This window comes from Gleimia hominis, assembly GCF_032085515.1.
Lineage (GTDB): Bacteria > Actinomycetota > Actinomycetes > Actinomycetales > Actinomycetaceae > Gleimia > Gleimia hominis.
The window spans coordinates 839022-854571 of sequence record NZ_JASXSX010000001.1; the positions used below are offsets into that span (position 1 = coordinate 839022).

The following is a 15550-nucleotide window of genomic DNA, read 5'->3' on the forward strand; positions in this document are numbered from 1 at the left end:
CATCTCTAAAGTTATTGCAGCACTAGAACGCCGATTCAGCTTACGTGCAGGTTATATGCGCTCATTTAACCATGCAATCAACTGGGCGCGCAGTTTCGGGGCTTGTGGCTCATTGAACACCTCATGGTAGGCATCCGCCACCGGCACGTACGTGACGTCCGCGCTCCCGCGGGTGGCGCTGCGCGCAAACCGCTCTGTTGCCCGCGGGTTCACCAACTTGTCGGCGGTACCTTGAAACACCAGCAGCGGCAGCGACCACTGCTGTGCCCTTCGCAGTGCCTGGTAACCGTTCCGCACCATCGTAATGGCCGTCAACACGGGAACCCGCCCGTGGTAGTTAAGGGGGTCCCGCTCGTAGTCCGCCACCACCGCACGGTCGCGACTCACTGCGCTAGCCTCAAGCGAAATCAACGGCAGACCCGGCAAAACCCGCGCCAGAATCCCCAGGGGAGCGAACGCCCAAGTGGGAACCGGTGCCGTTTCAAAAGCCGGCCCGGACAAACACACGCCCGCCACGCCCTGCGGGTGCAGCAAAGCCGAAGCGGCGGTAACTAAACCACCCATCGAATGCCCAAACAAAAACAGTTTGCGCGTGCGCATCTCGCGCAGTACTTGCCGGCGCATATCCTGATGCACCCGAATCAGATGCCCCACGTCCACCCGCGCTCGCGGCCCACCCGTATGCCCATGCCCCGGGTGGTCGTACCCATACACGTCGTATCCCGCGTTCTGCAGCGCCTTCGTGAGCGCGTGGTACCGCCCGTAATGCTCCGCGTACCCGTGTGCTACGAGCACGGTTGCGCGCGGAGATTTTGCCTTCGCGGATTTTAGTTCCGGTAGCATGTGCCACCTCCAGTGTTTCCTACCACCCCTGAGGTTCTGGCCGCTACCTTTGCCCCTGAGGTTCTTCGCTACTGATTGATGAGGCGCTTAATCCTCTCAATACCTTCTTCCAGGTTAGCGTCGGAAACCGCGTAGGACATGCGGATGAACCCCGAGGGGCCGAACGCCTCGGAGGGAACTACCGCAACTTCAGCTTCGTCCAGCAGGACTGCCGCGAGGTCTGCGGAAGAGTTAATCGTGCGGCCCGCAATCTTGGTCCCAAACAGATCGCTCACCGCGGGGAACGCGTAGAACGCTCCGTGTGGGGTGGGCACGTCAAAACCCTGCACCTGGCGGAGTCGACGCACCATCTCTTTGCGCCGCCGGTCGAACGCTTCACGCATCTTCGCTACCGCCGACAGGTCCGAAGACACCGCTGCCAGTGCCGCTGCCTGCGCCATGTTGCACACGTTAGACGTCAGGTGCGATTGAAAACTCGTCGCGGCCTTAATCACATCGGACGGCCCAAGCATCCAGCCGACGCGCCACCCCGTCATCGCGTACGTTTTCGCCACACCATTCATGATGATCGCCGTATCCGCCAGCTGCGGCACCAGATTCACAATATGTGCTGGCTGCGCCCCGTCGTACAGTAGGTGTTCGTAAATCTCGTCCGACAGCACCCAAATCCCATGTTCAAGCGCCCACTCACCAATCGCTTTCACTTCCTCGGGGGTGTACACCGCGCCCGTGGGGTTCGACGGTGAGCAGAACAATAGTGCCTTCGTTTTTGAGGTGCGAGCCGCTTCAAGCTGGTCAACGCTCACCTTGTAATCCTGCGTTGCGTCGGCGAAGACCTCAACCGTTTTCCCGCCGGCCAGCGCAATCACCTCGGGGTAAGTGGTCCAGTACGGTGTGGGGAGCAGAACCTCATCCCCGGGGTCAATTACCGCTGCAAACGCCTGGAACACCGCCTGCTTGCCCCCATTGGTTACCAAAATGTTTTGCGCCGGATCCACTTCGTAACCCGAATCGCGCAGCGTTTTCGCAGCAATCGCTTCGCGCAGCGGCGCTAACCCCTTACTCGGGGAGTACTTGTGCATCGCTGGATCTTGGGCGGCCTCAACCGCTGCCTGCACAATGTAATCAGGCGTGGGGAAATCGGGTTCGCCCGCACTGAAACTAATCACGGGCCGACCCTGCTCGCGCAGCTCACGGGCACGGCTAGTAACCGCCAACGTAGCGGACGGGGTGATCGCCCCGAGTCGAGATGACACGCGAGGTTTTGCTGCAGTACTCAAATTGGGAACTCCTTAAAACTTGGAAACTGCGATCCGGAAAACACTATAAAACGCGCTCCGAGAACACAAGAAAACACGATCCAAAAACACTATAAAACGTGGTTCGAAACCACATTGTATATTCTTCGCGTAAACCGCATCGAGACAGCGGGTGAAGAAATGGTGAACCACAAACCTGTGGGGTGCGGCATAGATTCGGACCACCAGTTGGACTTGTTCGCCGCGGACCTATAAACTTTTACCCGCACGCTAAGTGCACCAATCCGTCGCGTTAAAAGCGTGAGGGAAGGGCAGTGGCGCAATTGGTAGCGCACCGGTCTCCAAAACCGGCGGTTGTGGGTTCGAGTCCCTCCTGCCCTGCGGTATAATAACGAGTGTTTTAGATTTAAGGAGGTCGCGCCCGTGTCGAATCAGCCGTCCGCTGGAACCTCCGGTACTGACACGAAAACAGGTTTTTTTGGCCGCATCATCCTGTTCGTTAAACAGGTGATCGCCGAGCTCAAAAAAACTGTGTGGCCCACCGGGGAACAGTGGTGGACCTTCTTCCTGGTAGTGCTCGTATTCGTCCTTTGCGTCATGGCGTACACCGGGCTTCTAGACCTACTGTTCGGCTGGTTAAACAAACTAGTTTTCGCGTAATGGCGGTTTGAAACCCGATCGTTTATACTAGACACGTCGATTCACACACCCTAGTTACTAGGGTGTGTTCCTTTTTATACGAGCACTAATCCCCTGTGAGGTACAGGCATATGACTACAGAAGAAACATCACCTACCCCTGAGGAACAGGCCGAACCGGCCACCTCAGGTGAAACCACAGCTGAGACCACTTCTAACGAAGCTGCGGCAGCAGCCCCCTCAGGTGAAACCGGGGCGGCTGAACAGTCGGCCGACGCGGAGAACGCGGCAGAGCAGTCGGCTACCACCGAGCCAGCGGCAGAGCCTCAGGAAGAAAAAACTGCGGAAGCTGAAACTGGAGCGGACTCTGAAGCCGAAGCGGACGGTGAAGCGGAAGAAGTGGATCCCGTCCAGGCGAAACGGGAAGAACTTATGTACCTGCCGGGCGACTGGTATGTAATCCATTCCTACTCCGGGCACGAACGGCGCGTAAAAGCGAACTTGGAGCAGCGGATCACGTCGCAAAACATGGAAGACTACATCTTCCAGGTGGAAGTGCCGATGGAAACCGTTACGGAACTGACCAAAGCGGGGAAGAAGAAAAAGGTGGACCGCGTGCGCATTCCCGGCTACGTGCTCGTGCGCATGGACATGAACGAAGCCTCCTGGCGCGTAGTGCGCGACACCCCGGCGGTAACCGGGTTCGTGGGGGACGCGTACGACCCGTTCCCCCTCACACTCGACGAAGTTGTGAGCATGCTGACGCCCATGTGGGAATCGAAAGAAGAAGCGCAGCAGGCACAAGATCAGGTTGTTACCGCACCAGAAATCACCTATGAGGTGGGTGAATCCGTCACCGTTAAGGAAGGGCCGTTCGAAAACATGCCCGCCACGGTTTCGAGTGTGGATGCGGCGCAGCGGAAAGTCACTTTGTCCATCATGATCTTCGAGCGGGAAACCCCGATCGAACTGAGCTTCGACCAGATCGAGAAGATCGACTAGGTGATTTGCCGCACGCTTAGTGGCATTCAACGCCCTCAACGCGTTAAGATAATCGATCGTGTAGTGTGCGAAAACGCGGCCCAAAACCGGGAAGCATTCCGCTTGGGTGGGTGGAGCGCACGCACGCCCGTGGGCACAACGCCTCGGGAAACGAGTAAGTATTAAGGACCCTTATATATGGCACCGAAGAAAAAACCAGTGGGCCTAATTAAACTCCAGATTCAGGCTGGTGCAGCTAACCCAGCGCCTCCGGTTGGTCCGGCGCTGAGCCAGCACGGCGTGAACATCATGGAGTTCTGCAAGGCCTACAACGCAGCAACTGAATCCCAGCGTGGCGACATCGTTCCCGTTGAAATCACGGTTTACGAAGACCGCAGTTTCACGTTCGTAACGAAAACCCCGCCGGCCGCTCAGATGATCAAGAAGGCCGCTGGCGTGGCGAAAGGTTCGGGCACGCCCCACACGGACAAAGTGGGTAAGCTCACCAAGGCGCAGGTACGCGAGATTGCTGAGACGAAAATGCAGGATCTGAACGCGAACGATATTGCAGCCGCGTCCAAGATCATCGCCGGCACCGCCCGCTCCATGGGGATCACCGTAGAATAAGCAAGTGTTCGTGGGAGGGCCACGCTGCCCAAACCGCAACTGCAGAAAGAGAAGAGCAGATGAAAAAGCGTTCCAAAGGCTACCGGAAGGCAGCTGAAAAACTACATGAGGGGGAGGTTTACGCTCCTCTTGAGGCGTTCCGCCTCGCTAAAGAAACGTCAACTGTTAAGTTCGACGCCACCGTTGAGGTCACGTTCCGCCTAGGCGTTGACCCGCGTAAAGCCGATCAGATGATCCGCGGCACCGTTTCGTTGCCGAACGGTACGGGCAAGACCCAAAGGGTCCTGGTTTTTGCTCAGGGTGACCGCGCGCAAGCCGCTATCGACGCGGGTGCGGACGAAGTTGGATCTGACGACCTGATCGAGAAGGTCGCGGGTGGGTACACGGACTTTGACGTGGCCGTCGCAACCCCAGACCTCATGGGTAAAGTTGGTCGCCTCGGCCGGGTGCTGGGTCCGCGTGGCCTCATGCCTAACCCGAAAACCGGGACGGTGACGATGGATGTGGCGAAAGCCGTTAAAGAGATTAAGGGTGGGCGGATTGAGTTCCGCATCGACAAGCACTCGAACCTCGCGTTCATCGTTGGGAAAACCTCGTTCACCGCGGAAGCTCTCACGCAGAACTACGCGGTCGTGCTCGACGAGATCCTGCGCCTGAAGCCAGCTGCTTCGAAGGGCCGTTACATTCGTAAAGCAACGGTTTCCACCACGATGGGGCCGGGTATCCCACTGGATGCCACGAAGACACGGAACCTCGACAGCGACGACGCCGCGTAACGCGTTTTAACACTGAGTGGTGGGAGCTTCTAGTTCCCACCACTTTTTGTTACCCACCCGACCGGCCTCCATTACTTTGGTGGGGTGGCGGTGGTTTCTCGAAGTGCTCGCTTGTGAGTAGGTCTGGTTGGCGCCGCGTTTGTGAGTAGGTCTGGTTGGCGCCGCGTTCGTGCGGTGGTGAGCAAAGCGCCTCAGGGTAGGGCCTGTGACTGAATGCACCTGGTGGTGGGTTGGCAAGCGCGAATACGCGGGCTAAGCTAATGATTAGCCAAAGACCGTTGGTACCCCTTGGGGTTAAATCCGTGATGGAGCCTACGCAGGTGAGTTACAAGCTGATTTTTCGTCCTTGTGCACCCGCGTGTGGCACAGGGATTTTTTAATTCCCGCACGTTTAACCACATTGGGGCCGCGGCTGATCACGGAAGGAGGACCATGGCAAGGTCCGATAAGGAAGCGACAGTAGCTCGTTTGGCGGAGCGTTTCCGCGAAGCGAATGCGCTTGTGCTGACTGAGTACCGTGGCTTGAGCGTGGCGCAGATGAAAGACCTGCGTCGCTCGATGGCCGGGAACGCCGAATACTCCGTGGTGAAAAACACGCTCGCTAAGATCGCGGCGAAAGAAGCCGGCTACGACTTCCTCGCTGAAGACCTGGTTGGCCCCACCGCGATCGCGTTCGTGACCGGTGAGGTTGTGGACGCCGCGAAGGCACTGCGTGATTTCTCCAAGGAGAACGAGGCACTGGTCCTGAAGTCCGGTGTCATGGAAGGCGCTCACCTGTCTGAGGAAGAAGTTAAGAAACTCGCGGACCTGGAGTCTCGCGAAGTTATGCTCTCCAAGACTGCAGGTGTGCTCAAGGCTGGCATGTCCAAGGCCGCATTTGCATTCGCTGCGCTACCCACGAAGATGGTTCGCACCGTCGACGCGCTGCGTGAAAAGCAGGAAGAAGCGGCTTAAAGCCGCGTAATAGCGAGATAATTTAAACCACCCCACCTGGGGTAAACGGAAGGAAGTGCCATTATGGCTAAGCTCACCGCTGAAGAGCTGATTGATGCTTTCAAGGAACTCACCCTTGTAGAACTGTCCGACTTCATCAAGAAGTTCGAGGAAGAATTCGACGTTGAGGCTGCTGCTCCAGTAGCCGCTGTTGCCGCAGCTCCCGCTGCTGGTGGCGAAGCAGACGCCGCTGAAGAGCAGACCGAGTTCGAGGTCGTCCTCGAATCCTTCGGCGACAAGAAGGTCGCTGTGATTAAGGCCGTTAAGGCGATCACGGGTGAGGGCCTGAAGGACGCCAAGGACCGCGTTGAAGGTGCGCCTTCCACGGTTGCCGAGGGTGTCTCGAAGGAAGACGCTGAGAAGATGAAGGCCGACATTGAGGCCGCAGGCGGTACCGTTACCCTCAAGTAACGAAACCAGCTTCAAAAAAAGGGAGGTTCCACGCCGGGGCCTCCCTTTTTGCTACCCGAATTTCGTTCCATTTGCCATATCCCTTATTCCCGCACACCAATGGCCGCACGTGGCCCGGTCGTGTCCTGCACCTGCCCGCTACTGCCTATTGCCGAGCGCATATGGCCACATGGATTGCAGCGTGCGAAATGCGTCCCAGTTTGGGTTGAACCAGGTGAGAAGTGACGTACTGAAGCGGCCAGAGTGTCGTGATTTGCCACACGATACAGTTAGTGGTATTGGCAAACACTATTAGTGCTGGTAGTGTAGACAGTTGCGCATATTGTCCGATGCTACCTGCTTCACGTACATGAAAAGAGCGCTAGTGTCCGTGAGTGGGGTTTAGCGAGGGGCATGGGCGCCGCGCGCATTAAATGAAAGCTGGGAAGGATTGCCCTTTGGCTGCACAGAGTCATTCTGCCGCTAACCATTTGTCGCCGCGCATCTCGTTCGCCAAATTCCGCGAACCGATGCAGGCCCCAAACCTCCTAAGCCTACAGACAGAAAGTTTCGAGTGGCTCCTCGGCACCGATCAGTGGCGTGCCCGAGTGGAAGCTGCAAACAGTTCCGGCCGGAAAGTGCTGCCGGAAACGTCTGGCTTAGAAGACATTTTCAACGAAATCTCACCAATCGAAGACGTGGCTGGCACCATGTCGCTCGCATTCCGCGAGTTCCACTTTGAACCACCGAAGTACTCCGTGGAACAGTGCCGCGAGAAAGACAAAACGTACGAAGCACCGCTGTACGTGCAAGCCGACTTCATGAACCACACCACGGGTGAGATCAAATCTCAAACCGTGTTCCTAGGGGAATTCCCCCTCATGACACCCCGCGGTACCTTCATTATCAACGGCACCGAACGCGTCGTCGTGTCGCAGCTCGTCCGTTCACCCGGCGTTTACTTCGAAGCCGGAGCCGACAAGACTTCCGACCGGACAATCTACACGGCCAAAATTATTCCCTCCCGCGGTGCGTGGCTCGAGTTTGAAATCGACAAACGCGACGCCGTGGGCGTGCGGATCGACCGCAAACGCAAACAGCCCGTAACCCACTTCCTGAAAGCCCTCGGCATTCCCGAATCAGAACTGCGAGACATGTTCGCGGAATACCCCGTGCTCATCGAAACCCTCGAAAAAGACACGGTATCCACGCAAGAAGAAGCGCTTACGGACATCTACCGCAAGATCCGCCCAGGGGAACAGGTTTCAGCGGAAGCCGCGCAGAACCTCATTGAAAACTTCTACTTCAACCCCAAGCGGTACGACCTAGCAAAAGTTGGTCGCTACAAGATCGACAAAAAACTGGGGCTTGAAACGGACCTCGACGAATCTGTGCTGCGTCTTGAAGACATCGTGCAGACCGTGAAATACCTGCTTGCACTGCACAAACGCGGCAACGCCACCGGTCGGGAACGTGAACAAATTAAATTCGCGGGGATGCGCAACGGGGAACCTGTTGAACTGCCCCTCGACGTGGATGACATTGACCACTTCGGTAACCGCCGGATCCGTGCGGTAGGCGAACTGATCCAAGCGCAAGTGCGCACCGGCATGGCACGCATGGAACGCACCATTCGCGAACGCATGACGACGCAGGATATCGAAGCGATCACGCCGACGTCACTGATTAACATTCGCCCCGTAACCGCGGCGATCAAAGAGTTCTTCGGCACGTCACAGCTGTCGCAGTTCATGGACCAGAACAACCCGTTGGCCGGGCTGACGCACAAACGCCGCCTGTCCGCCCTCGGGCCCGGTGGTCTATCCCGCGACCGCGCCGGCATGGAAGTGCGCGACGTGCACCCGTCCCACTACGGCCGCATGTGCCCAATTGAAACTCCTGAAGGTCCGAACATTGGTCTGATCGGTTCGCTCGCAACCTTCGCGCGCATCAACCCGTTCGGCTTTGTGGAAACCCCGTTCCGCGTCGTTAAAGACGGTCAGGTAACGGATGAAATCCACTACATGACAGCCGACGAAGAGAATGGGCACTTCATCGCCCAGGCATCCGCTGATCTGGACGAGCAGGGCCGATTCGTTGCCGAACAGGTGCTGTGCCGGATCGCTGGGGAAGACCCAGGCCTGGTACCCGCAGAAGATGTAGACCTCATGGACGTGTCTGCCCGCCAGATGGTGTCCGTCGCTACCGCGATGATCCCATTCCTCGAGCACGACGACGCGAACCGCGCTCTGATGGGTGCGAACATGCAGCGTCAAGCCGTGCCACTGCTCACCACGGAAGCTCCGCTGGTGGGTACCGGGATGGAACGACGCGCAGCAGTGGACGCCGGCGAAATGATCATCGCCAAGAACGCGGGCGTAGTCACAGAGGTGTCTGCCGACCTCGTGTCCATCATGACTGATGAGGGGGGAACGGATTCCTACCGACTCGAAAAGTTCGGGCGCTCCAACCCCGGTAACTGCACGAACCAGCGCGTAGTCGTAGATGAAGGCGACCGCGTTGAGGTTGGGGACTTACTTGCGGACGGCCCCGCCACACAGGGCGGGGAACTAGCGCTCGGCAAGAACCTCCTGGTCGCATACATGTCCTGGGAAGGTTTGAACTACGAGGACGCGATCATCCTGTCGGACCGCGTGGTCCAGGACGACGTACTCACCTCAATCCACATTGAGGAATACGAGATCGCGGCGCGCGAAACGAAACTGGGTTACGAAGAGATCACCCGCGACCTGCCGAACGTGTCTGAAGAGGCGCTCGCGGACCTCGACGAACGCGGTATTGTCCGTATCGGCGCAGAAGTGGAAGCGGGCGACATCCTGGTTGGTAAGGTCACGCCTAAAGGCGAGACGGAACTGACCAGTGAGGAGCGTTTGCTCCGCGCGATCTTCGGTGAGAAAGCCCGCGAGGTGCGGGACACGTCGATGCGCGTACCCCACGGTGAATCCGGAATCGTGATCGGGGTGCGCGAAGCGAACGCGGACGAGGACGAACTGCAGCCAGGTGTGCAGCAGAAAGTCCGGGTCTACGTGGCGCAGCGCCGCAAGATCCGCGTTGGTGACAAGCTCGCGGGCCGGCACGGTAACAAGGGTGTTGTGTCCAAGGTACTGCCGGTAGAGGACATGCCGTTCCTTGAGGACGGCACCCCGGTCGACATCATCTTGAACCCGCTGGGTGTGCCCGGGCGTATGAACGTTGGGCAGGTACTGGAATACCACCTGGGGTGGATCGCAGCGATGGGCTGGGACGCCTCCGCAGCGGTTGAAGCGGCGAAGGAATGGACGAAACACATTCCTGCGGAAGGCATTAAAGCGCCTGCACGCACCAACGTTGCTACCCCCGTGTTCGACGGTGTGGAGCAAGAAACCCTCATGGGGCTGCTGCGCAACACGCTGCCGAACCGCGACGGCCAGCGCCTCATTAACGACGAAGGTAAAGCCCAGCTTTACGACGGGCGCAGTGGGGAACCGTTCCCGTACCGCATGGCGGTGGGTTACACCTACATGCTGAAACTGCACCACTTGGTGGACGACAAGATCCACGCTCGTTCCACGGGTCCGTACTCGATGATTACGCAGCAGCCGCTGGGTGGTAAAGCCCAGTTCGGTGGCCAGCGTTTCGGCGAGATGGAAGTGTGGGCGCTGGAGGCATACGGCGCGGCGTACGCGCTGCAGGAACTGCTGACCATTAAGTCGGACGATATGAAGGGCCGCGTGTCGGTTGTGAACTCGATTGTGAAGGGTGAGGACATTCCTGAGGCAGGGATTCCCGAGTCCTTCCGCGTGCTCATGTACGAGATGCGTTCACTGTGCTTGAACGTTGAGGCACTGGACGCGGAAGGCAATGTGATTGACCTGACGACCCACGACACGGCGCGTTCAGCGACGGAAGAGTTGGGGATTACCCTCGACACCCGTCCGCAGGCCGGCGCCTTGATTGACGACATTTAATAAGGAGTTCTCATCGTGATCGATGCCAATACATTTGAAAAATTACATATTGGTCTGGCAAGCACCGAGGACATCCTGTCCCGGAGCCACGGTGAAGTTAAGAAGCCGGAGACCATTAACTACCGCACCCTGAAGCCCGAAAAGGAAGGTTTGTTCTGCGAACGCATCTTTGGGCCTACTCGGGACTGGGAATGTGCGTGCGGTAAGTACAAGCGGGTGCGCTACAAGGGAATCGTGTGCGAACGCTGCGGGGTTGAAGTTGCGCGTGCGGACGTGCGTCGTGAACGCATGGGCCACATTGAACTGGCCGCCCCCGTAACCCACATCTGGTACTTCAAGGGCGTGCCTTCACGCATCGGGTACCTGCTGGACCTCGCGCCAAAAGACTTGGAAAAAGTCATTTACTTCGCGGCGTACATGATTACCGAGGTGGATGAAGACGCTCGCCACGAGGACCTTCCCACCTTGAGTAATGAGCTTGAGGTAGAGCGCAAGCACATTGAGGATAAGCGTGACGGCGCGATTAACCAGCGGGCGCAGGCTCTGGAGGAAGAGCTCGCGCAGATGGAAGCTGATGGCGCTACCCAGAATGCGCGTGACAAGGCGCGTAAAGCTGGCGAGCGGGAGATGAATCAGATCCGCCGTGGTTTCGAACAGCGCTTAGAGCGGTTGGAGCAGGTTTGGGATCGGTTCCAGTCCCTCAAGGTCGGGGATCTGGAGGGAGACGAAGGGATCTACCGCGAACTGCAGGCCCGCTACGGGATCTACTTCAAAGGATCCATGGGTGCGGCAGCGGTGCAGGAGCGGTTGAAGAACTTCGATCTAGAAGCCGAAGCTGCGAAACTACGCGAGGTTATTAATACGGGAACGGGACAGCGCAAAACCCGTGCGCTCAAGCGTTTGAAGGTAGTGAACGCGTTCCTCACCACGGATAACAAACCGGAGTCCATGGTGCTGGACGTGATCCCGGTTATTCCACCGGACTTGCGGCCCATGGTGCAGCTCGACGGGGGGCGTTTCGCAACGTCCGACTTGAACGACCTGTACCGGCGCGTAATTAACCGCAACAACCGGTTGAAGCGACTGCTGGATTTGAATGCGCCCGAAATTATCGTGAATAACGAAAAGCGCATGCTGCAAGAATCTGTGGATGCCCTGTTCGACAACGGTCGGCGTGGCCGGCCCGTGTCCGGCCCGGGGAACCGTCCTCTGAAGTCCCTGTCTGACATGCTGAAGGGTAAGCAGGGGCGGTTCCGGCAGAACCTGCTCGGTAAGCGCGTGGACTACTCCGGTCGTTCCGTGATCGTGGTGGGCCCAAGCCTGAAGTTGCACCAGTGCGGTCTGCCCAAGCAGATGGCGTTGGAGCTATTCAAACCGTTCGTTATGAAGCGGCTTATCGAAAAGAAGTACGCGCAGAACATTAAGGCGGCGCAGCGGAAGGTGGACCGGCAGCGTCCTGAGGTGTGGGACGTTCTCGATGAGGTTATTGCTGAACACCCCGTTTTGCTGAACCGTGCGCCCACGCTGCACCGTTTGGGGATCCAGGCGTTCGAACCGCAGCTTATTGAAGGGAAAGCAATTCAGCTTCACCCCCTCGTTTGTGGCGCGTTCAACGCGGACTTCGACGGTGACCAGATGGCAGTGCACCTGCCGCTCGGCGCAGAAGCACAGGCTGAAGCGCGGATTCTGATGCTCAGCTCGAACAACATCCTCAAGCCGTCGGATGGTCGTCCGGTCACGATGCCTTCACAGGACATGGTGATCGGCCTGTACCACCTGACCAACGACCCGGACCCACGTCTGGAAGTGCCGCGCGACGAAGAAGGACACGAAGTGCTGCCGCGCTACACGTCCGTGTCGGAAGCACTCATGGCGTTTGACCTGGGTAAGGTGCATTTAAACCAGCGGATTCGCCTGCGTTTGGACAACGAGACGATTCCGCCGGCCGGTTGGGAACCGCAGGCGGGCTACCGCGAGGGGGACCCAATTGAGGTGGTCACCTCGCTTGGCCGCGCACTGTTCAACCAGCTATTGCCCGTGGACTACCCGTTCGTGGACAAGCTGGTGGACAAGAAAGCGCTTGGCAAGATCGTGAACGACCTCGCGGAACGCTACCCGAAGGTCCTCGTTGCAGAATCTTTGGACGCGTTGAAGGAAGCCGGTTTCTACTGGTCCACCTGGTCTGAGATCACGATTGCATTCTCCGACCTGGTTAGCCCCTCATCGAAAGAAGCGATCCTCGCGAAATACGAAGAAAAAGCCGCGAAGATCCAAGGTGACTACGACATCGGTAAGATCACCGACGACGAGCGCTACGCCGGCCTGGTGGAAACGTGGACGGAAGCGACGCGCGAAGTGGCGGATGCCATGGAAGACGCGTTCCCTGCCCGGAACACGCTGTACCAGATGGTGTCGTCAGGTGCGCGTGGTAACTGGGATCAGATCCGCCAGGTAGCGGGTATGCGTGGTCTGGTGTCGGACCCGAAGCAGAAGCTGATTGAACGGCCGATTAAGTCGAATTACCGCGAGGGCCTGTCTGTGCTGGAGTACTTCATTGCTACTCACGGTGCTCGTAAGGGCTTGGCGGATACGGCGTTGCGTACCGCAGACTCGGGTTACTTGACTCGGCGTCTGGTGGACGTGTCGCAAGACGTGATCGTTCAAGAAGAGGACTGTGGTACGCGCCGCGGGCAGACGATGACGATCGCGACTCTGGATGAAGACGGGGTGGCGCACGTGGCGGACAACGTGGAAACCACTGTGTACGCGCGTACGCTCGCGTCGGATGCGAAGGACGCGGACGGTAACGTGATCCTCGAAGCGGGAGCGGACGTTGGGGACGTGGCGATCGAGAAGCTCGTCGCGGCGAACATTACCCAGATTAAGGTCCGTTCCGTGCTCAACTGCGAGTCCGCAGTTGGGACGTGTGCGGCTTGCTACGGCCGCTCGCTCGCCACGGGTAAGCGCGTGGACATCGGTGAGGCCGTGGGGATTATTGCCGCGCAGTCGATCGGTGAGCCCGGTACTCAGCTGACGATGCGTACGTTCCACACGGGTGGGGCGGCGTCCGCAGCGGACATTACCCAGGGTCTGCCGCGTGTCCAGGAGCTGTTTGAGGCCCGCACCCCGAAGGGGGAGGCACAGATGGCGGAGGCTGCTGGCGTGGTTTCCATTGACGATTCGGACCCGGCGGTACGCAAGATCATCATTAAACGCGATGATGGGGAAGCGGACCTGGTGGTGGAGACGTCGCGGCGGCAAGAGCCGCTGGTTGCGGACGGCGAGCACATCGGGGTTGGCACGAAGCTCACCGAGGGCCGTTTGGACCCGAAGAAGATGCTGCGGATTCGGAACAAGTCGCAGACGCAGCGTCAGCTGGTGAACGAGGTGCAAGAGGTGTACCGCTCGCAGGGTGTGGACATTCACTCCAAGCACATTGAGGTGATTGTTCGCCAGATGCTGCGTCGCGTCACCGTGCTGGATGATCCGGGTGACACGAAGCTGCTGCCCGGCCAGTTGGTTGACGAGGTCGAGTTCAAACGCGTGAACCGCGCTACCGTGGCGGAAGGTGGCCGTCCGGCTGCTGGCCGTCCGGAGCTGATGGGGATCACGAAGGCGTCGTTGGCCACGGACTCGTGGTTGGCGGCCGCGTCGTTCCAGGAGACCACTAAGATCCTTACGGAAGCGGCGATGAACGCGAAGTCGGATCCGCTGGTTGGTCTGAAGGAGAACGTGATTCTCGGTAAGTTGATTCCCGCTGGGACGGGCCTTGCTCGTTACCGCGATATCCACGTGGAGCCCACGCCCGAGGCGATGGCGAACTCCGATTACGTGGAGGCGGATTTCCAGATGGGAGAGGTACCCGAAGATTTCCTCGCTTCTTTGAACGCGATTGATTTTGACGCGCCGTTCACGGAAGGTGAGTAGTCGGTTCAACTAGTTGAAGATGGCGGGAGCTCGGGCAGCCGGGTTCCCGCCATTTTGCGACCCGTACAATTGGGACTGAGCTTGGCTATTGGGACTGAGTTTGGCTGAGATTTAATTGGGCCGGGATTGACTTCGCAATTGAAACTATGCCTGGCAGTTGGGATTTAGTTCGGCTGGGATTGACTTCGCTATTGGGACTGAGCTTGGCAGTTGGAGTTGAGTTTGGTTGGTTTAGTTCTTGAAAGGAGTGTGGAGTAGCGTGCGTGTTGCGCAGCGCGGTTTCCGCCTATTTGTTGGCGTGTTCGCGTTTGTGCTGATTTTTTGTTGTGTGTGGACCGTTCAGGCGCGGGCCGTGTCACCGGATACGTCCGATGAGGTGACGCAGGCCGTTTTGTTTGATTCCCGTTCGTTTATGGATGGGTGCGAGGATGCGGATTGGGTAGATATTCCCGAGGTTGAGGGCGGCGTGTTCTACTACAAGGGGCAGCCGGCGCCGAAGCGGGTGACGTTGCGCGATGGGGAGACGTTGCAGCTGGTAGTGGGCTCGCGGATTGGGACGATTACGCGCAAGATGCTTGGGTTTACAAATGAGCCGTGCGATGACGATGGGGTTGGGGCCCGGTTGGGATACCGCACGGAAGTTTACGTTCCGATGTATCCGATTCATCGGTCTCCTTCGCCCGGTCAGTATGCTCCCCAGGCGGCAGTAAATACGCCTGAGGCGTCCGCGTCGGATGGTGAGCCGGGTCCGTCTGCACCTGCTCACCGGTTAAATTCGCATAATTTGGTTTATGAGGCGGTGGCCCTGGTGGGTGTGGTGGCTTTGTTCGCGGCCGGTACGGTTATTACGGTGAGGCGCAGACGCAAGTGAGGGGCGGGGCTTTGCGCGTAGAGGCGATGGTGCGTCTAAGTGAGTTTGATAACGAAGGCTGCTTGCGGGGAAGTAAATATTGACCTTTAGCGCGCAAAACCGTAGATTTATACACGGTGCCCGCGTCGCCGGGTATCATTTTTCAGCTTTAGTGCTGATAGCGGGCTCCTAGACGGTTCGTCGGAGCTCCGGACGTTACCTAAATGAGCGATCAACTTCAGGCTTTCCCGGGGTTATGCGTTTCAAGCGGTGGCGGGCCGGCCCTGACGGACACCGG

General features: G+C 58.4%; 11 protein-coding genes and 1 tRNA gene. 10 read left to right on the top strand and 2 right to left on the bottom strand.

From position 1 onward, the window contains the following. Positions 1-51: 51 nt before the first annotated feature. Together QS713_RS03455 and QS713_RS03460 are read right to left on the bottom strand one after the other, a co-directional pair. Complete coding sequence (locus QS713_RS03455) at positions 52-843, bottom strand: alpha/beta hydrolase (protein WP_313272467.1); 792 nt, start codon at positions 841-843, stop codon at positions 52-54. A gap of 68 nt (positions 844-911) precedes the next feature. Further along, positions 912-2123 (bottom strand): pyridoxal phosphate-dependent aminotransferase, encoded by a 1212-nt coding sequence (locus tag QS713_RS03460; RefSeq protein WP_313272468.1) that lies wholly within the window; start codon positions 2121-2123, stop codon positions 912-914. A 287-nt stretch (positions 2124-2410) separates the two neighbouring features. Between QS713_RS03460 and QS713_RS03465 the strand changes: the two genes are divergently transcribed. From QS713_RS03465 to QS713_RS03510, 10 genes are all read left to right on the top strand, one after another. Further along, a tRNA-Trp gene (locus QS713_RS03465) sits at positions 2411-2483 on the top strand. 42 nt (positions 2484-2525) lie between these two features. Beyond that, positions 2526-2762 (top strand): preprotein translocase subunit SecE, encoded by a 237-nt coding sequence (gene secE, locus QS713_RS03470; protein WP_313272470.1) that lies wholly within the window; start codon positions 2526-2528, stop codon positions 2760-2762. 110 nt (positions 2763-2872) lie between these two features. Beyond that, positions 2873-3742 carry a transcription termination/antitermination protein NusG gene (nusG, locus tag QS713_RS03475; RefSeq protein WP_313272471.1) on the top strand — a complete coding sequence of 290 codons (870 nt, stop codon included), beginning with the start codon at positions 2873-2875 and terminating at the stop codon, positions 3740-3742. A gap of 177 nt (positions 3743-3919) precedes the next feature. Then, on the top strand, positions 3920-4348 hold the full coding sequence (gene rplK / locus QS713_RS03480) for a 50S ribosomal protein L11 (protein WP_102216254.1): 429 nt from the start codon (positions 3920-3922) through the stop codon (positions 4346-4348). 59 nt (positions 4349-4407) lie between these two features. Then, complete coding sequence (rplA, locus tag QS713_RS03485; RefSeq protein WP_313272473.1) at positions 4408-5124, top strand: 50S ribosomal protein L1; 717 nt, start codon at positions 4408-4410, stop codon at positions 5122-5124. A gap of 432 nt (positions 5125-5556) precedes the next feature. Continuing rightward, positions 5557-6078, top strand: coding sequence for a 50S ribosomal protein L10 (gene rplJ / locus QS713_RS03490; protein WP_102216252.1), 522 nt, complete (start codon positions 5557-5559; stop codon positions 6076-6078). A 63-nt stretch (positions 6079-6141) separates the two neighbouring features. Further along, positions 6142-6528, top strand: coding sequence for a 50S ribosomal protein L7/L12 (rplL, locus tag QS713_RS03495; protein WP_313272475.1), 387 nt, complete (start codon positions 6142-6144; stop codon positions 6526-6528). 413 nt (positions 6529-6941) lie between these two features. After that, complete coding sequence (rpoB, locus tag QS713_RS03500; RefSeq protein ID WP_313272477.1) at positions 6942-10475, top strand: DNA-directed RNA polymerase subunit beta; 3534 nt, start codon at positions 6942-6944, stop codon at positions 10473-10475. A 15-nt stretch (positions 10476-10490) separates the two neighbouring features. Continuing rightward, positions 10491-14402: a DNA-directed RNA polymerase subunit beta' gene (locus tag QS713_RS03505; protein WP_102216249.1), complete on the top strand. Its 3912-nt coding sequence runs from the start codon at positions 10491-10493 to the stop codon at positions 14400-14402. A gap of 259 nt (positions 14403-14661) precedes the next feature. After that, positions 14662-15273: a hypothetical protein gene (locus QS713_RS03510; RefSeq protein WP_313272480.1), complete on the top strand. Its 612-nt coding sequence runs from the start codon at positions 14662-14664 to the stop codon at positions 15271-15273. Positions 15274-15550: the final 277 nt, after the last annotated feature.